Below are 16,964 nucleotides of genomic sequence, written 5' to 3'. Positions count from 1 at the left end.
ATGGGTGAGTACGACTTTGTTATCATCGGCGGCGGTGCCGCCGGTTTTGCCGCGGCCCTGAAGGCTGACGAGCTTGGAGTAAGGACGCTTATGGTCAACAGGGGGCCGATAGGCGGGACGTGCGTAAACGTCGGATGCGTCCCAACGAAATACCTCCTTAGTGCTTTTGAACTTAAGAGGAAGGCACTTTTCAGCCCCTATCCGGGGATGGAGTTCTCCATCGAGAAATTTGACTTCGCCGAGCTGATGGAGGGAAAGGAGAGGCTTGTCAGGAAGCTCAGGAAAGAGAAGTACGAGAAAGTCATTGAGGGCCTCGAAAACGTTGACTACGTTGATGGCTCCGCCAGGTTCACCTCAAGAGACACCGTCAATGTCGATGGAAAGCGGTTCCGCTTCAAAAAGGCCCTCATAGCGACGGGCTCGAAGGCGAGAATAATCCCGCTTAAGGGACTTGAGGCGGTTAGGGAAAGAGTCCTCACCCATGTAGAGGCTCTGAACCTTAGGGAAGTTCCTGACTCCGTGATCGTTATCGGGGGGAGGGCGCAGGCCCTTGAGTTCGCCCAGGTCTTCGCGAGGGCGGGCAGTAAGGTCACACTCCTCCAGAGGAGCATAAGGATAATGCCCGATGCGGAGCCGGAGCTGGCACTGGAGCTTGAGGAGATTTTAGGAGAAGAGGTGGAAATCCACACCCTGGCAGCGCCGAGAGCTCTGAAGAGGGGCGGGGACGGCGTAGTCCTCGAGGCCACCGTTGACGGCGAAGCCAGGACCTTCGAAGGGGAGTACATCTTCTTCGCCACGGGGAGGGTTCCAAACACCGCTGGCCTCGGCCTTGAGAACCTTGGGGTGAGAACGGACGAGCGGGGCTTTATAGCTGTTGACGAAACCATGAGGGCCGGGGGGAACGTTTACGCCGCTGGTGATGTCGTTGGAGAGCCCATGCTTGAAACGGTGGCGGCGAGAGAGGGCTTCGTGGCCGCCTCTAACGCGCTTGGAGCCGGCCCGGTCGAGATGGACTACTCTGTGGTTCCGAAGGTGGTCTTCACCGATCCCCAGCTGGCCAGCGTGGGCCTGACCGACCGGGAGGCCTCAAAGGCAAGAAGGTGTCTCTGCAACACAGTTGAATTTTCGAGCGTCCCGAAGGCAAGGATCCTCGGGGAGGAGCGCGGGCTGATCAAGATGGTGGTGGACAACGAAACCGAGAGGATCCTCGGGGTTCACATCCTGGCCCACAACGCGGCGGAGATGATTCATGAGGCGGCGATGATAGTGAGGAACAATATGACCCTTGACGACGTGATAGAGACCCTCCACGTCTTTCCGACGATGAGCGAGGCGATAAAGCTGGTTGCGCTCTCCTTCAAGGGGGACGTATCAAAAATGCCGTGCTGTGCCCTTTAATCAAGTGTTACTTTGCTCAAAAGAATGAGACTTTGTATTACTCTACCAATTTTTTGTGTGAAATACGTTTATAACTTTCTTTATTGTATCCACCACCATGACCCACCACTACGGCTATGTAAGTGCAGTTTTGGCAGCCCTGCTCTTTGGAATAAGCTCAACGCTGAATAAAATAGCCCTTAAAACTGTTCACCCCATGATAATAGCAGGAAGTATCTACCTGACAGCTGGAATAGTTTTAATGTTCCTCCGTTTTACGCCCGTCAAAGAGAAGATCCTTGAAAGACTTGAATTTAAAGTCAAAACCCAAGAGGTCTTCTCAAGGCGAGATTTACTGTTGTTAACTTTTATCGTGCTTTTTGGCTCCTTCTTGGCGCCGCTCTTATTCATGTTTGGACTGAGTAAGACAACGGCCGTAAATGCTTCCCTCCTGCTCAACACGGAAACTCTGTTCACAGTTTTAATAGCCCTCATGGTCTTTAAGGAGAAAGCCTCAAGAAGAGGCATCCTAGGAATTCTCTTAATTTTAATTGGGGCCGCTGTGATCTCGACGGAGAACTTCATGGAGGTAGAGCTCAGCAAGGGTATCCTCGGGAATATTTTAATAATCTTAGCGGGCCTTTCATGGGCGATAGACAACAATCTGAGCAAGCTCCTGAGCGTTAAGCGAGATCTTCTATTGGTGACTTCTCTAAAAGGACTTTCTGGGGGAAGTGCATTGTTAGTTTTAGCTTCTCTAATTGGAATCCCCCTTCACATCCCACTTCAGAGCCTTCCATATGTATTGACGGTCGGTGCCTTCAGTATAGGCTTTTCCATCGTGCTCTTCCTCTTTGCCCTCAGGGAGATTGGGGCGATGAGGACGGGTGCGATTTTCTCAACCTCATCACTAATTGGTGCGTTCTTTGCTTTTCTCATACTTGGAGAAGGTTTTGGAATAGCTAAAGCGCTTTTTGGCATTTTAATGTTCCTCGGGGTATATCTGCTTTCTCTGGATGAATTTTAAAAAGAAAATTTAAAAGAGGAGCTCTACCCAGTTCTCGCGCCTCTTCTTGTAGACCCTCACGAGCCCTCTCTCTTCGAGACGCTTGAACATCCTCCAGGCGGTCGTCTTGGGGATGTTCAGCATCTTCTTCACTTCTGCCTGGGTCGTTCTGCCTCCCCTGTCGTAGATGTAGAGGAGCACCCTTATCTCGTCGCTGTTGAGGTCGCTCTCCTCCAGCTTTCTCTTGTACTCTTCCCTGCTTACGGGCAACCCCTCATCCTCCTCGTAGGGGTCTTCCCCTTTACGTTTTGTAACAATGGAGTAGCCCACGCCGAGGGACACAAGACCCAGTCCAATGAGGTAAAGTATCCCGCTTCTGCCGCCCTTTGAGGGGACATCTGAGCCGGCAGGGGACGCGTCTTCCCCAGCAGTTGTAGAGGGAGCATCTCCGCTCCCCTCCGCGGAATAGTCGGCCAGTTCTGCCCCCCCAAACTTCTCAAGGGTGTAGGACACGCTCACGTTCCCAGCGGGCATGAGGATGTGGTTCTTATCCACCTGGAGGGGCACCTCACTCAGCTTGACAACAACCGCGTTATCGGGAAGGTGAAACCTTACAGGGATTTCGGAGCTCAATTTAATCCTCCATATGGAGCCCTCCTTGGACGTGAGGGCTGGGGTGTGATAGGTAACCTTAATCAGGCTCGCGTTTTCGAAGTAGGCCGTTAGGGTAGAGTTGGTTATCTCGTAGGGGATGGGAGAGCCGGTCTCGTCCACCACAATAACCCCCTTGGGGGAGTCGTCAAGGAGAGGGATGCTAACCGCGACGGTGTATTCAGCGGGCCTTACAATTTCTATCACCTTAACGTACCCATCGGGGTAAACAACCAGTTCAGCGGATTCTACGGTGTACTGCGCCGCAGAGAGCGGAAGAAACAATGAAAGGAAAAGGAAAGCAGCGAAGATTTTTTTAATCACGTGAACTCACCTCCGGTCTGTTCAGTTTGATTCAACCGCCCCACCAGCCATTCCAGCTGCCGCTGGAGCCGCCGGAATCGTCGTTGTCCTGATCGTCATTCCCGCTGCCTCCCGAGCCATCTCCTGAGTCAGTCATGTTATTCTGGTCATCGCTGCCATCACCCATGTTGTTACTCATATCTCCCGCACCACTGTCCTGGTTGCTGTCTTCCATCTGGTCACCGTCCTGCATGGCGTTCCCTTCTGTGGTCTCGTTGCTCGTTTCAGTACTGTTAGTCTGGTTCATTGTCCAGTTGCCGTTGTTGGTTCCCATCCAGTTCTCGCTCCAGTCGTCGTAGACCATGCCGTACCTAGTACCGTTTCCACGGTGGCTGTCCTCCTGGCTTATCCAGCCCCCGCCCATGCTTCCATTACCGGGGGCTCTCCAGTTCATTCCCTCTTCATCATCGCTCCACCATGGACCGTTCCATCCGCCCATATTGTCCATTCCCATGCCGTTCCAGCTTCCGTTCTGGTTCATGCCCATTCCTGCGCCCATGTGGTCTGTCTCCTCGTTCCACCAACCGGTTCCCATCATATCGTCCATCTCTCTTTCCCACTGTCCCCACCAGCTCTGGTTGCAGTACTTCTGGTAGTCCGGACTCATGGGTTGGGTTGTTGTGTTGGCGTACTGACCGCAGTAGTCCATCATGTAACTGTTCTGGAACTCCATGGCCGCTTGTCCTATCTCACTTATGGCCTCCTCCAGCTCGAGGTTTATCTCCTTCACCATGCGGAGGGCCATTTCGTACCTACCTGAGTCGATGAGCCTCTGAACCATCGCAAGCATGTTCTGGAGCTCTGCCTTTCTCATTTCGATCATTCTTAACATCATGGACGCCCTGGGGTCGTCAGCGCTGGAGTTCCCCATCACGCTCTCCATAAGGGTCATTAACTCGGCGGTTCTGTTGAGCTCGACCTCGAGCTTTTTTGTGAAGGTCTCGGCTATGTCGCCGGCGTTGGCCGAGAGTATTCCCCTAACGAGCCCTTCGACGGCCATCTCGAGCCGCATCCTGAGGTTCTCTGCAACCCTCATGTCGTTTCTGAGGTTGCTCACATCGCCGTTCTTTATGTCCACTTCCACCCGGGTGTAAGCCTCGACGGTCTGATCGTAGAGCTCTGAGGCCTGAGAGGTATCAATGCCAAGCCCTGAGGCCTCGTCTATTATCTCTGCGGCGTAGGCGAGGTACTCTTTGGCCCTCTGAAGTTCAATACTGGCCCAGTAGAGAGCCTGGCTGTTCATGTTAGCGGAGGGATTCATCTGCTGCATGCCACTAGAGGGAGTCATCCTCTCGATCACAAGCTCGTAGGTCTCCATTGCGCTCATCGCAGCGGTTATCGCCTCGCTGTAGTTGCCGGCATTGTATGCTGCCCATGCACTTCCCCTGAGGTTCTCCGCTTGAGCGTAGAGGCTCAGGGTTTCGTTGTCCACGGTACCGGAGTTGTCAATTAGGATCGTGGTGTAGTTGGCCACCCTCTCAAGAATGATAAGCATATTGTATGCCCTCTCCTGGAGGGTGACGTTGGTAGTCACGTTCACACCCACCTGGAGGGTTCCACTGTTGCTGCCTCCCACTGTTCCTGTCACGTTGTCGGCAAACGCCTGCCCGCCCGCGAGGAGCAGGGCGAGCAAAAGGCCTGCGATCAGTTTTTTCATTTTCCTCAACTCTGCCCACATATCACATCACCAATCCTACCTTAATTCGTCACTTATTTTAGGGAAACGGCGGGATTTTAGGGTTTCAAGGGGTTTCTCCGGGTCCCATAGGGTTAATCCTCCTTTAACACCCGATTATTCTTGGGAATCGTGGAGTTGCTTTCTCCTCAACCTGGGAACTCCATGCCTATGCAATCCCCTCAATAGCAAGGTTTATAAACATTTGCACAAATGCTCAAATGTAAAGGTGATGAAAAATGACCGAGGTATGTAGGGTGTACGAGGAGCACCTCGACAAGGTGCTTGAGGCCCAATCAAAAATCCCGGAGGAGGAGACCGTATTGGAGGTGGCGGATTTTTTTGACGCCCTCGGCAACCCAACGAGGCTCAAAATCCTGCTGGCACTAATGGAGGCCGGCGAGCTCTGCACCTGCGACCTATCGGCGGTAACGAAGCTTTCGGTATCCGCCATTTCGCACCAGCTTAGAATCCTCAAAGACAGGAAGATAGTCGCCTACCGCAAGGAGGGCAAGAACGTCTTCTACCGCCTCGATGATGAGCACATCAAGGACATTCTGAGAACGGCTATGGAGCATCTCTCGGAGGTGAAGTGAATGCCAAAGAAGCTCAAGCTGGAGGGTCTCGACTGCGCAAGCTGCGCCTACGAGATAGAGGAGGCCTTAAAGAAAGAGGGTTTTGAGTTCGCTGTTGTGAACTTCACAACAAAGGAAGCTATAATCGAAGGCGACATCGGGAAGGCCAAGGAGATAATCAAGAAGGTCGAGCCGGACGTTGAAGTTTTGGAGGCGGACGAGCACGGGCACGGACACAGCCACGAGCACGGAGAGGAAGAGGAGTACGGGAAGACGGTGTACCTGATAGGAACCTCACTGCTGCTCTTCTTCATAGGGATAGTCCTGCGCTACTACTACGACATGGACAACGCCCTCGTGTTCGGAATATTCCTGGCGAGCTACGTCATCTCCGGCTGGAAAGTACTGAGGAGTGCTGTAGTCAACTCCATCCGCGGCAACGTCTTCGACGAGAACTTCCTGATAGCAGTGGCGACCGTAGGTGCTTTCATAATCAGGGAATATCCGGAAGGAGTAGCGGTCATGCTGTTCTACGTCGTTGGCGAGTTCTTCCAGGATCTTGCAGTTGGGAAGTCAAGACGCTCAATTAAGGCTCTACTCGCACTCAAAGCGGAGTACGCCAACCTGCTCAGGAACGGCGAGGTCGTCCAGGTCAAGCCGGAGGAGCTTAAGGTGGGGGACGTAATCCTCGTCAAGCCGGGCGAGAAGGTCCCCGTTGACGGTGTCATTATCGAAGGGACTTCGAGCGTTGATACATCTGCCTTAACCGGTGAGAGCGTGCCGAGGACGGTGAAAGAAGGGGAGGAGATCCTCTCCGGCATGGTCAACCTCAGCGGCCTCCTAAAGGTGAGAGTCACCAAGGAGCTGAGCGAATCAACCATCTCGCGCATCCTTGAGCTCGTCGAGAACGCCAGCGCCAGGAAGGCAAAGACGGAGAAGTTCATAACGCGCTTCGCCCACTACTACACGCCGGCTGTGGTGGGGATAGCGGCCCTGATAGCCCTCGTGCCGCCGCTCCTAACTGGAGACCCGTTCACTCCCTGGGTTTACAGGGCGCTTGTGATACTCGTCATCTCGTGCCCGTGTGCCCTCGTCCTCTCGATCCCGCTCGGCTACTTCGGCGGCATTGGGAGGTCCGCAAAGGAGGGAATACTTGTCAAGGGCTCCAACTATCTGGATGCCCTCAAGGAAGCCACGATAGTGGCTTTCGACAAGACCGGAACCCTAACCAAGGGCGTCTTCAAGGTCACGAAGGTGGAAACGCGGAACGGTTACACCGAGGAGGAGATAATAAGGTTCGCGGCATTAGCCGAGGCCCACTCCAACCACCCTATAGCGAAGGCCATCAGGGACGCCTACGGGAAGGAGATCAACGAGGCCGAAATCAAGGAGTATGAGGAGATAGCCGGCCACGGCGTGAGGGCAAAGATAGACGGCATTGAAGTGATGGTCGGAAACGACAGGCTCCTCCATAGGTTCAACATCGAGCACGACACCTGCCGCGTAAAGGGAACCGTAGCTCACGTCGTCATCAACGGGAAGTACGCGGGCTACATCATAATCTCGGACGAAATAAAGGAGGACTCACCCACAGCCGTGAAGGAGCTCAAGCGCCTTGGAGTGAAGAAAGTAGTCATGGTCACCGGCGACAGCAGGGAAGTCGCGGCGGAGATAGCGAAGGAGATAGGTCTCGACGGCTTCTACGCGGAGCTCCTCCCCGAGGACAAGGTGAAGGTCGTAGAGGAGCTTGAGAAGGAGAAGGGCAACGGGAAGGTCGTCTTCGTCGGGGACGGCATAAACGATGCTCCCGTCCTGGCCAGGGCAGACGTTGGCGTGGCAATGGGCGCCCTTGGAAGCGACGCGGCAATAGAGACGGCCGATGTGGTCATAATGGACGACAAACCCTCGAAGCTGCCAAGGGGAATAAAGATCGCCAGAAGGACGCAGAGGATAGTCTGGCAGAACATAATCCTTGCGCTCGCCGTTAAGCTGACCTTCGTAAGCCTTGGAATCCTTGGCGAGGCGACCATGTGGGAGGCGGTGTTTGCAGACGTGGGCGTCTCCCTGATAGCGGTCTTCAACGCGATGAGGATTCTGAGGTGAGGGCATGCTCTATGCGCTTGGGATACTTTTTACCTTTTTTCTCTCCGTATACTCATGGTTTGAACTAAAGCGTGCCTGTGAGAGTGGAACAAGCATCCCCTTCCGCGTTTTTACGTTAATTGGACTAAACGATGCGGTGCACTTCGCTCTGATCGGCGGGGCCGTAATATGGAGGATATGGCCAATTCCTATTGATGGTACCTACACGATGATTGTTGGCTCGATACTGGCTTTTACTGGGCTTCTCATGATAGCTACCAACGTTATGAAATACAACAACCCAAAAGGGCTCTATAAACTGAATACCTCTAAAGTTCTCACCGCGGGGATCTACCAATACAGCGGGAACCCCAGATACACTGGGTGGTTTATAGCCCTAACTGGGATTTCGGTAATAGGGCGCTCACTACTCGCCCTCCTCCTCACAGTGGCACTCATCGTCAGAATTGGCCTGTATAACCTCACGCTTGGAAAGTCCTGCCTGGAAGAATGTTTGAAGGGGAATGCTAAAGATATGGAGGCAGACCCTGTGGCGTTTTGGAGTAATGGAGGTGGTAAACGATGAGCTGGTCTTATGCAGCTCTCTTTGCTATCTGGGGGATTGTGGTTATCTATATGCTCTTGAAAATTGGGAAAATCTATGACAGGGGAGAAACTTTGCCAACTAACGTTGTCGTTGCGGTATGGGCATTGTATATACTCCATTTCGTCCTGATAGCATGGGCCTCATTAAAGGGATTCTGGGAGGTTCCCATCAACACAACCGTTGCCCTAATCGGAGGGTTCATCTTTGTTGCTGCAGGCTTCATCATAATGCTTCTCGGCGTGCTGGAGTTCCGCTCATTCAAACGAATGTCGGGAGTAGATACATCTAAGCTCGTAACCACGGGGATATACCGCTACAGCAGGAATCCTCAAAATCTAGGGTTACTCCTGGTTTTCCTGGGTATATCAACTGCAGGTCGGTCGTTCCTCGCCCTCCTGCTCACCGCAGTGTTTGCCCTCGGGTTTCATACGTATGTTGTTAGACTCGAGGAACCGTATCTTGAGAGGATATTCGGAGAAGGGTACAGGAGATACAAAGAAAGAACTCCCCGATACTTTGGAAGGCCCGGGCGGAAAAGGGTATCTGAGTAAGGGCGCGTATCCACACGTAAAGTTTCAAACCTAGGGTTTCGGAAGGTCTTATAAAATTAGATATGCCGAATAAATATCGGAGGATAAAACAAAGGGGGGTAAACATGAAGCTGGAACTTCGACTTCACCGGGAAAGGGATTCCAAAGGAGAAGCAAGGAACGCCTCGTGCTCATGTCACGGTGGCGTGATGGAGGATCTGGGGGATGTGCCAAAGATAGCGCTGGTCGGCAATCCAAACGTCGGGAAGAGCGTTATCTTCAACCACCTTACCGGAAGGTACGTTACGGTGTCTAACTATCCAGGTACAACTGTGGACATATCAACCGGGAAGGCCACGATAGGTGGAAGGGAGTTCGGGGTCATAGATACCCCCGGGATGTACTCCCTCATCTCCCCAATAACCCAGGAGGAAGAAATCGCGAGGGACATAATCCTCAACGACAATCCCGATGTTGTGGTTCACGTTGTGGATGCAAAGAACCTCGAGAGGATGATACCCCTGACGCTCCAGCTTATTGAGGCCGGTAAGAACGTTGCCCTCGTTCTCAACCTGATGGACGAGGCTCAAAGATACGGCGTTTCCATAGATGTTGGGAAGCTTGCGGAAGTTCTCGGAATCCCCGTGGTTGACACGGTGGCCATCGAAGGGAGGAATCTCGATAGGCTGAGGGAGGTGATAGTTAACTACAGAAAGAGGGCTCCAAAGGTTAAGGTGCTTCATGAGGAGGGTATTGAGAGGGAGTTGGAGAACCTGGCCTCTGGCCACGGCTACACACGGCTCGAAGCGGTGCTGGCCCTCATTGACCCCGATAGGTTTGCGAGGGATGACGCTGCCAGAGAAGCCGCCCGGAGGCTCTCACAGAGATACGGCGATTCACTGGCATACAGGATAATGTCAAAATACTATGAGGTCGCGTCGGCCATAGCGGAGGAAGTTACGGAGAAAAAGGGGCAGAAAAAGGAGACCTTAGGTGAGAAGCTCAGCAGGCTGACGATGAACCCGATAACGGGGCTACCGATACTATTGGGAGTGCTCTACGGGTTCTACCTCTTCGTGGGCGTCTTCGGTGCGCAGACCCTCGTGGACTTCATCGAGGGGACGGTCTTTGAGGGCCACATAAACCCCTACATGAACAGGCTCTTCGAGAGCATAATCCCCTGGCCCGTGATCCAGGACCTCTTCGTACACGAGTACGGCATCATCACACTTGGGATAAGGTACGCCGTGGCCATAATCCTCCCAATAGTGGGTACGTTCTTCCTGGCGTTCTCCATCCTTGAAGACAGCGGCTATCTGCCGAGGCTGGCGATGCTCGTGGACAGGGTCTTCAAAAGGATAGGGCTGAACGGCAGGGCGGTGATCCCGATAGTCCTCGGCTTCGGGTGCGACACAATGGCCACAATCGTTACGAGAACCCTTGAAACGAAGAGGGAGCGCGTCATAGCGACCTTCCTCCTCGCCCTGGCCATTCCGTGCTCCGCCCAGCTCGGGGTTATACTCGCCCTCCTCGCGGGCAACTCGAAAGCTCTGGCAATCTGGCTCGCGGTTGACGTACTGGTTCTGCTCCTCATAGGATGGCTGGCTGCAAAGCTCATGCCCGGTGAGAGGCCCCAGTTCTTCATGGAAATACCGCCCCTCAGGATGCCGAAGCTCTCGAACGTGGTCATCAAAACATGGGCCAGGATGGAGTGGTACTTCAAGGAGGTCTTTCCAATCTTCGTAATAGCGAGCGTCCTGATATGGGCGGGGAGGATTACCGGAGTGTTCGACTTCGTGGTCGGCCTCGTGAGCTATCCTGTGACTTGGATAGGCCTGCCGAGGGAGAGTGCGGTGGCCTTCCTCTTCGGGTTCTTCAGGAGGGACTACGGTGCAGCTGGACTCTACGACCTGGCCCAGGCGGGTGCGCTGAGCGGCATCCCCCTCGTGGTGTCCGCGGTGGTGCTTACGCTCTTCGTACCGTGTATAGCCCAGTTCTCGGTCATGTGGAAGGAGCGCGGACCAAAGATTGCCCTGTCGGTGTTTGCCTTTAACATAACCTTTGCCTTTACGGTGGGGGCTGTACTGAGCCTCCTCCTGACTTCCCTGGGGGTGAGCCTGTGAAGTGTCCCCTCTGCGGGTTTGAGTTCACCGAGGGATCAAAGGCATGTAAGGGATGCCCCCTTGCAGGCTCCTGCTCGCTGGTAAAATGTCCCAACTGCGGCTATGAGATGGTCCCTGAGCCCAGAACGCTGAACTCGCTTAAAAACACCTGGAGGTGGATTTATGGAAAGGTTAAGGGAAGCCCTACCACTGAGTAAGGCAAGAGAGGGGATTCTTAGAATAGTGCACATCGCCCAGGAGGACGTTAGAACTCTGAGGAAGCTGGTATCAATGGGCATCATGCCGGGGAGAAGGGTGGAAGTGTTGCACAGGTTCCCTTCCTACGTGATTCGGGTGGGGAACACGACGGTTGCACTTGGAGAAGAGGTAGCAGGGAAAATATACGTTGCTGCCGCCAAAGGAGAGGAGGAAACATAGGGCCGGTTAACGCCGGCTTCATTTTGACCTTTTCCCTTTGATAACCTCCTCGAGAGCCCTGTAGGCTTCCAGGGCCGCCAGCGCCACAGCCTCTGTGGAATCATAATATCCAAGCTCATAAGCCACCCTGGCGCTTTCTATGAGGTTTTCGATTTCCAGCATAAGGTTTGCGACCTCCGGGAGGGCCATCTCCTTGATACTCATCCTGTTCCTGAGGGATTTCAATGCAAACTCAATGCCCTCAAGTATGGCGTAGGTATCCTCGGTGGGGGTCTTCTCTGCCGCCCGGAACATTTTCTCCATGTTCCCCATGTAGCCGTTCTGTGCCGTTATGCCCGGGTTCGCCCAATCAGCTCCGCCGATAATCTCCATAGTGCTTACAATCCTTCCACTCTGCATGTTGCATCACCATACTCTACTTGTTCCCTCTGCTATTTCAGGGAACCGGCGGGAAGAGGACGTTCCAGATGGTTTCACGTGAAAAGCCGCGCTTGGATTTGAAAAGTTGAGGGCCGTTCAGGTTCACGTGGTTTCAGCAGGTTCCAAACACGTAAAGAACCGTTGAAATGCCAGAAGCACAGAGATACGAAGCACACGAGGTGTTTTTACACTCTCCCCGAGGGATGGCGTTCTACCTCCATGCAAGGGTGTCGTGTTTTGGGCATATAACAGGCTCCTGAAAGCGGAGTTCGGTACTGGACTGTCCCCCAATCAGGAAGACATTCCCTCATCGCAAAGGTTCCCAACGGCTAAACAGACCCCAGACCGATAAACTACCTCCCGGACGGTAGCATGGCCCATATTATTTTGATTAGCTATTATTAAGTTTGTAACCATCTTCTTGTTCAAAAGATTTTTATACTTTAATAGATAACATGTGTTGGTGATTTCCATGGCGAACTTTGGACTGTGGTGGATCAGATGGAATGGCTCGAACTACGAATCGAGGATGAGCGGGAGCCTAAATGAGTTTAGAGAACTAGGTTTTGGCTATGCTGTAGTACTAGGACAGCCAGCTCACATCCAGTATACCGGAGATGCAGAGACTGACGCATATAACCTTTCAGAATATCTGAGTGAGCACATGAACATGCCATACTATGTTACAATACCTTTCTTTACGCCCTCAAAGACACCTCGTGGCAACATAACAGGAAGTTTTGAAGGGTCCTATTGGGAAAAATGGATCAATGTATTTACTGGATCATCAGACCCTAATTTAAGGGGATTCTATTGGAGCCTTGAGAATGCTTGGATGTTTAAACAGGATCAGATAGAGAGGGGAGTGGGAATCTCCCACGAATTGATCAAAGAAATGTCACAAAAGATACACAGCACGGGATTTGAATTCATCTGGATTCCAAGTGTACCAACAATGAATATTGAGGGGACGAATATATTCCCCTGGTATTATCCTCCAAACTATCCCGGAGCCTGCGAATATTTTGACTATATTTTCGCACAGCCAAATTATTATATGGGCCGGATAAGTAACATAAATGGCTGGGTACTTAATCTTGAGGGATCAAAGCTTAAGTACAATTGCTGGAACGTGTTCATGGAAATGGAAGCTGATGAATGTGTTATAGGTGGTGGAGGAAACTGCAAAACTTGCAGTGACTCAAACAACTGCACAAAATTAGCAAGCGACTACATACAGGCTCAGATTAATAATATTGGCAGAAAATATTCTCAGAGGGCATACTACTTTGGAGTGACTTTTGATGTTGTTAGACACGTTGATTCATACTGCAGAAACAATTTGGGGGTATCGTATGTATAACCCCACATGGAAATTGGGCTTTTTTGTTTTTCTTCTGTTTTTGTTCTTGTCCCCGGTTTTAGCTACCGAGTCTCTCTGCGGCCCGCATCCTGTTCTCGGCCCCACGGAATACTGCAGTTTCGCCCCATTTATTAAAGTCGGAAAAGACGACGCGATAATAACCCTCTCCTGGGACGCACTGGGCTCGGGAATGCAGGGGGTACCCACCCCGAGCATGGTTGGGGGGTACTACTTCTACTTCAGGGATGGGAAGCTCTACTACCTTGGCAGCACCACCGGGGCGGAGGAGCTCTTTTATACATTCTACAGGGGGCTTTGGTATTTGAGCGACGGAAGGGCCATAGACCCGGAAAAACCGTGCGTAACCAACAACGTTATGATTCCGGAGGAAATCCGAAATGAGCTGTGCTCCTGCGGCAACGTTTCCATAACCTCGCCCTCGTACCCGGTCGAATTCAACGGCTCAAAGCTCCACGTTTCGAACGGCAGAGTGTCCTACACAATTAAAGTCCCCGACAACATGACTCTTCATCTTCCGAGCAACACAACCCTGCGTGCAGTCTTCCTGGGAGAAGGGGCCCTTATCTACATCCAGCCTAAAAATCCCTTCGTCCCCCTTGACTGGAAGGACATTACCGTGCTTTACTACGATGGGAGCTCCCTTTGGAGGTTGAATCTCACGAGGGGTCTTGAAAAAGAGCTACCGACCTGTCCTGTTGCCAGTGGGGTTGGGTATCTGGAGTTCTACCCGATGCTTTTTGCTGGGCTTGTGCTGGTGCTCGTGCTGGCGTACCGGAGGGTGAGGAGGTGAACTCTGTTTCCAGCCGCTCACCTGAGGTAACAACCCATAAATAATTCCTTGAACAAAACTCCACCGGGCGAGCCGGATGGGTTCAAAAGTATCGCGGGTTTGCCGGACTCAGGAGGAGGCAAAGAAGCTCTACGACAGAATCAGCAGATTCTACGATTTGTTCGCTTTTCCCGAGAGGAAATACAGAGACAGGGCGCTGGAGCTCCTCAACATCCAAACTGGGGAAACGGTTCTGGAGATAGGCTTTGGAACGGGCCATGCCTTGGTGGAGATGGCCGGGCTCGTGGGGGAGAAAGGAAAGGTTTACGGTATTGATATCTCTTCCGGGATGCTGGAGGTCAGTAAAAAGAGACTCCAGAAAGCTGGACTGTTGGATAGGGTTGAGCTGTACCGTGGAGATGCCTCACGATTACCCTATGAGGATAACACGTTTGATGCTGTCTTCATGAGCTTCACTCTCGAGCTCTTTGATACGCCCGAGATTCCGAAAGTGCTCGGTGAGGTTAAGAGAGTCCTGAAGCCTGGTGGAAGGCTTGGTGTGGTGGGTATGTCAAAGGGTGAAGGGCTGGCCGTGAGGCTCTACGAATGGCTTCACGAGAGGTTCCCCCGGTACCTGGACTGCCGGCCGATTTATCTCTCTGAGGTTTTAAAGGGTGCTGGTTTTGTGGTGGTGCAGGAGAAGAAGGGACGGATTTTCGGGCTTCCCGTTGAAATTGTCATCGCATTGAAACCCAGGAGGAAGGACTATGGGCAGAGCACTCGCTAGAAGACTTATCTCCACGCTTTCCCTCGGCTACATTCTCTACTTCTACTCCGAGCTCACCTTCTGGAGCCGGTGGAAAGCGGGAGACACTATCATCGGGGCGATTATGACGTGGCTGATATACTCAGTTTTAGCATTCTTCGTCCTCCTAATGGCGGAGCGCTTCAAAGCGGATTCCCTTTACTCCATCTTTCTGGTGGGGGCGGTCTTCGGCTGGCTCGTTGAGGGTGTTATCGTCCAGGAAGCATACAAGGCGTTTCCATTCCAGCTGGTGTGGACGCCTTTAGCGTGGCACGCCCTGATTTCCGTGCTCTTAGGGACTTACTTCGCGAGAAAGGCCATTGGTGAGTGGAGCCTCCTCCGGGCGATAGCCCTTTTTGCCGGCATCGGCGTTTTCTTCGGCCTCTGGGCGACCTACTGGAAGCTTGAGGACGGCTACGCCGTTAGTGTGGGGCACTTCGCGGCCTACACTTTAATCTCGACGGCTTTTCTCATGGTTGCATACTCCACCTTCGATTTAACCTCTCCTGCGGAGTTCATACCCACCAGATGGGAGGTTGGGGTGTTTGGCGCGGTGGTGGCGTTCTTTGCAGTCTTCACGTTTGTAGCGGTGACCTTTTCACCCCTTGTGCTTCTCCCCCTGCTTGCCCTAACTCTGTATACACTCAGGAGGCTGAAGGGCGAGAAAAACGCCCTTAAGGGTTCGAGAGCTCCCGCCCGCAGGTACCTTCTTCCCTTGATTATTCCGCTCTTCGCCGTTCCCACCTACGCCGCACTGAGAGGCCTCTGGTTTGAGGTGAACGTTCCTGTGGCACTGACCACCTCCACTGTCTGCATTCTTCTGCTCCTGAAGGCGGTTTATAAAGGACTCAAAGGATCGCCTTAATTGTGAGAATTTTTGGCCTCCAATTTTTCCATTTTGTAAAAGACAAACCTATTATTCCCTCCAATCAATTAAGTACTGTAAGGAATGAGGTGATTCAGAATGAACGGCAAAATGAATGAAATGGGTGGAATGAAGGGAAAAGACAAGGAAGGCATGGAAGGCGGCATGCAGGGAATGAAGGGCAAAGGCAAGATGAAAGGTGGCTGCAAGGGGCACGGAAAGGGCATGAAAGGTCGCGGAATGCACGGGATGGAAGAGCCCACGAAGGAGTACGCCTACGTCTTGGGGGTCGAGGCAGGATTTGACGAGACCGTTGAGAAGGTCAAGGAGGAGCTGAAGAAGGAAGGCTTCGGAGTGCTCAGCGAGATAAGGGTTGATAAACTCTTTAAGGAGAAACTCGGCCTTGATATGGAGCCCTACGTAATCCTCGGGGCGTGCAATCCGAACTACTCAAGCGAGCTGATAGGCATAGACATCAACAGCGGCACGTTCCTGCCGTGCAACATGGTAGTCTACGTGGAGGAAGGGAAGACCCACGTGAGCTTACTTCTCCCGACGGTGGCCATGGGCGTTACCGGGAACGAGGAACTGCTCGAGGTGGCGGGGAAGGTTGAGGAGATACTGAAGGGCGTCGTTGAGAGGGTTTGATTTTCTTCATGAGTTTCTCCTCCTATTTTCCAACATTTAACAAAGTGGAAAATTTGACTGTATTGTACTTTTCTCCAAAATGCCGAAAACGTTATATACTCCCGATGCCCAACACAATCCAAAGGAAGTGCAGAGGTGAAGACCGTGACACACCTGTTCGTGGTGGTTTACGATAACGATGCTGAGCGAAAGCGCGTTGAATACCTAATTGACAAGTGGTCAAATCGGGCCAGGGTGTCCAAGCTGAAGGGCATCTCCTTCATGGTTGAGGCCTCCGATGTGTCCAAGCTCATGGAGGAACTCCTCTCAAAGCTCGACCCGCCGACGGAGGGCAAAGTTAGGGTGTACAGAGTCGAGCCGGAGGATATCGGCTCAAAGGTAACCCCCAAAGTAGTTGAAATACGCCACACGAGCAGCGAAGAGCCGGCAATCGTGGCCAAGCTCCTCAGGTACGTCCTCTCCAAGTTCGGCGCATATTACGTTTCCGGCGAGGGTAGCGTATCACGGTACAGGGCCTACACGAAGAAGGGCAGGCTGGAGATAACGGTGTCCGTTGAAGAGGAAGATGGAGGAACGGCCGTTAACATCAGCCTTGAAGGATACGGCAGCGCGGTGGAGGATATGGCAAAAAAACTCGAGAGGGAGCTTTCCCTGCTCCTGTGAGGTG

General features: G+C 52.7%; 18 protein-coding genes. 15 read left to right on the top strand and 3 right to left on the bottom strand.

Going from position 1 to position 16,964, the window contains the following annotated elements; genetic code table 11:
* Both merA and PFER_RS11165 read left to right on the top strand, forming a co-directional pair.
* Positions 1 to 1,398, top strand: coding sequence for a mercury(II) reductase (gene merA / locus PFER_RS11170; RefSeq protein ID WP_048152357.1), 1,398 nt, complete (start codon positions 1 to 3; stop codon positions 1,396 to 1,398).
* A 97-nt stretch (positions 1,399 to 1,495) separates the two neighbouring features.
* Positions 1,496 to 2,404 (top strand): DMT family transporter, encoded by a 909-nt coding sequence (locus tag PFER_RS11165; protein ID WP_048152355.1) that lies wholly within the window; start codon positions 1,496 to 1,498, stop codon positions 2,402 to 2,404.
* 9 nt (positions 2,405 to 2,413) lie between these two features.
* Here PFER_RS11165 and PFER_RS11160 read toward each other — a convergent pair whose 3' ends face one another.
* Both PFER_RS11160 and PFER_RS11155 read right to left on the bottom strand, forming a co-directional pair.
* On the bottom strand, positions 2,414 to 3,358 hold the full coding sequence (locus tag PFER_RS11160; protein ID WP_052696244.1) for a helix-turn-helix transcriptional regulator: 945 nt from the start codon (positions 3,356 to 3,358) through the stop codon (positions 2,414 to 2,416).
* Positions 3,359 to 3,389: 31 nt separating this feature from the next.
* Positions 3,390 to 5,054 carry a hypothetical protein gene (locus PFER_RS11155; RefSeq protein WP_157255234.1) on the bottom strand — a complete coding sequence of 555 codons (1,665 nt, stop codon included), beginning with the start codon at positions 5,052 to 5,054 and terminating at the stop codon, positions 3,390 to 3,392.
* Positions 5,055 to 5,311: 257 nt separating this feature from the next.
* On the opposite strand from PFER_RS11155, the gene PFER_RS11150 reads away from it, so the two are divergent.
* The 7 genes from PFER_RS11150 (at position 5,312) to PFER_RS11125 (ending at position 11,406) form a co-directional block, all read left to right on the top strand.
* Positions 5,312 to 5,668 carry an ArsR/SmtB family transcription factor gene (locus PFER_RS11150; protein ID WP_048152346.1) on the top strand — a complete coding sequence of 119 codons (357 nt, stop codon included), beginning with the start codon at positions 5,312 to 5,314 and terminating at the stop codon, positions 5,666 to 5,668.
* Positions 5,669 to 7,750 (top strand): heavy metal translocating P-type ATPase, encoded by a 2,082-nt coding sequence (locus tag PFER_RS11145; protein WP_048152343.1) that lies wholly within the window; start codon positions 5,669 to 5,671, stop codon positions 7,748 to 7,750.
* A 4-nt stretch (positions 7,751 to 7,754) separates the two neighbouring features.
* Entirely contained in the window at positions 7,755 to 8,315 is a 561-nt protein-coding gene (locus PFER_RS11140; protein WP_048152340.1) for a methyltransferase, read from the top strand.
* Positions 8,312 to 8,887: a methyltransferase family protein gene (locus PFER_RS11940; protein WP_052696243.1), complete on the top strand. Its 576-nt coding sequence runs from the start codon at positions 8,312 to 8,314 to the stop codon at positions 8,885 to 8,887. The genes PFER_RS11140 and PFER_RS11940 overlap by 4 nt, the downstream gene beginning before the upstream one ends.
* Before the next feature lie 104 nt (positions 8,888 to 8,991).
* Positions 8,992 to 10,989 (top strand): ferrous iron transport protein B, encoded by a 1,998-nt coding sequence (gene feoB / locus PFER_RS11130; protein WP_052696242.1) that lies wholly within the window; start codon positions 8,992 to 8,994, stop codon positions 10,987 to 10,989.
* Positions 10,986 to 11,186, top strand: coding sequence for a hypothetical protein (locus PFER_RS12315; protein ID WP_084593963.1), 201 nt, complete (start codon positions 10,986 to 10,988; stop codon positions 11,184 to 11,186). Before feoB ends, PFER_RS12315 begins: the two co-directional genes overlap by 4 nt.
* Positions 11,152 to 11,406: a FeoA family protein gene (locus tag PFER_RS11125; protein ID WP_052696241.1), complete on the top strand. Its 255-nt coding sequence runs from the start codon at positions 11,152 to 11,154 to the stop codon at positions 11,404 to 11,406. Before PFER_RS12315 ends, PFER_RS11125 begins: the two co-directional genes overlap by 35 nt.
* Before the next feature lie 18 nt (positions 11,407 to 11,424).
* Here the strand turns inward: PFER_RS11125 and PFER_RS11120 are convergent, their stop codons facing one another.
* Entirely contained in the window at positions 11,425 to 11,805 is a 381-nt protein-coding gene (locus tag PFER_RS11120) for a hypothetical protein (protein WP_048152334.1), read from the bottom strand.
* Positions 11,806 to 12,289: 484 nt separating this feature from the next.
* Between PFER_RS11120 and PFER_RS11115 the strand changes: the two genes are divergently transcribed.
* The 6 genes from PFER_RS11115 to PFER_RS11090 all read left to right on the top strand — a co-directional run bounded on the left by PFER_RS11115 (position 12,290) and on the right by PFER_RS11090 (position 16,960).
* Positions 12,290 to 13,189: a DUF4855 domain-containing protein gene (locus PFER_RS11115; protein ID WP_156471219.1), complete on the top strand. Its 900-nt coding sequence runs from the start codon at positions 12,290 to 12,292 to the stop codon at positions 13,187 to 13,189.
* A gap of 46 nt (positions 13,190 to 13,235) precedes the next feature.
* Positions 13,236 to 14,000, top strand: coding sequence for a hypothetical protein (locus tag PFER_RS11110; RefSeq protein ID WP_157255232.1), 765 nt, complete (start codon positions 13,236 to 13,238; stop codon positions 13,998 to 14,000).
* Between the two features lie 76 nt (positions 14,001 to 14,076).
* The gene (locus PFER_RS11105) at positions 14,077 to 14,766 is read left to right on the top strand and encodes a class I SAM-dependent methyltransferase (protein ID WP_048152324.1); all 690 of its coding nucleotides are present in this window, start codon (positions 14,077 to 14,079) and stop codon (positions 14,764 to 14,766) included.
* Complete coding sequence (locus PFER_RS11100; protein WP_048152321.1) at positions 14,747 to 15,649, top strand: hypothetical protein; 903 nt, start codon at positions 14,747 to 14,749, stop codon at positions 15,647 to 15,649. Before PFER_RS11105 ends, PFER_RS11100 begins: the two co-directional genes overlap by 20 nt.
* Positions 15,650 to 15,748: 99 nt before the next feature.
* A complete protein-coding gene (locus tag PFER_RS11095; RefSeq protein WP_052696240.1) occupies positions 15,749 to 16,297 on the top strand; it encodes a DUF302 domain-containing protein in 549 nt (182 codons plus the stop codon).
* A 135-nt stretch (positions 16,298 to 16,432) separates the two neighbouring features.
* Positions 16,433 to 16,960, top strand: coding sequence for a hypothetical protein (locus tag PFER_RS11090; protein WP_157255231.1), 528 nt, complete (start codon positions 16,433 to 16,435; stop codon positions 16,958 to 16,960).
* Positions 16,961 to 16,964: the final 4 nt, after the last annotated feature.

The sequence above is a fragment of the Palaeococcus ferrophilus DSM 13482 genome (assembly GCF_000966265.1).
Lineage (GTDB): Archaea > Methanobacteriota_B > Thermococci > Thermococcales > Thermococcaceae > Palaeococcus > Palaeococcus ferrophilus.
This window is presented reverse-complemented; position numbering and strand designations above follow the sequence as displayed.

Excerpts from the sequence above, each read along its gene's own strand:
- PFER_RS11140 (WP_048152340.1), top strand. The coding sequence starts at position 7,755 with ATGCTCTATGCGCTTGGGATACTTTTTACCTTTTTTCTCTCCGTATAC.
- PFER_RS11150 (WP_048152346.1), top strand. The coding sequence starts at position 5,312 with ATGACCGAGGTATGTAGGGTGTACGAGGAGCACCTCGACAAGGTGCTT.
- PFER_RS11105 (WP_048152324.1), top strand. The coding sequence starts at position 14,077 with ATGGGTTCAAAAGTATCGCGGGTTTGCCGGACTCAGGAGGAGGCAAAG.
- PFER_RS11120 (WP_048152334.1), bottom strand. The coding sequence starts at position 11,805 with ATGCAGAGTGGAAGGATTGTAAGCACTATGGAGATTATCGGCGGAGCT.
- PFER_RS11155 (WP_157255234.1), bottom strand. The coding sequence starts at position 5,054 with ATGAAAAAACTGATCGCAGGCCTTTTGCTCGCCCTGCTCCTCGCGGGC.
- feoB (WP_052696242.1), top strand. The coding sequence starts at position 8,992 with ATGAAGCTGGAACTTCGACTTCACCGGGAAAGGGATTCCAAAGGAGAA.
- PFER_RS11125 (WP_052696241.1), top strand. The coding sequence starts at position 11,152 with ATGGAAAGGTTAAGGGAAGCCCTACCACTGAGTAAGGCAAGAGAGGGG.
- PFER_RS11145 (WP_048152343.1), top strand. The coding sequence starts at position 5,669 with ATGCCAAAGAAGCTCAAGCTGGAGGGTCTCGACTGCGCAAGCTGCGCC.
- PFER_RS11095 (WP_052696240.1), top strand. The coding sequence starts at position 15,749 with ATGAACGGCAAAATGAATGAAATGGGTGGAATGAAGGGAAAAGACAAG.
- PFER_RS11165 (WP_048152355.1), top strand. The coding sequence starts at position 1,496 with ATGACCCACCACTACGGCTATGTAAGTGCAGTTTTGGCAGCCCTGCTC.
- merA (WP_048152357.1), top strand. The coding sequence starts at position 1 with ATGGGTGAGTACGACTTTGTTATCATCGGCGGCGGTGCCGCCGGTTTT.
- PFER_RS11940 (WP_052696243.1), top strand. The coding sequence starts at position 8,312 with ATGAGCTGGTCTTATGCAGCTCTCTTTGCTATCTGGGGGATTGTGGTT.
- PFER_RS11100 (WP_048152321.1), top strand. The coding sequence starts at position 14,747 with ATGGGCAGAGCACTCGCTAGAAGACTTATCTCCACGCTTTCCCTCGGC.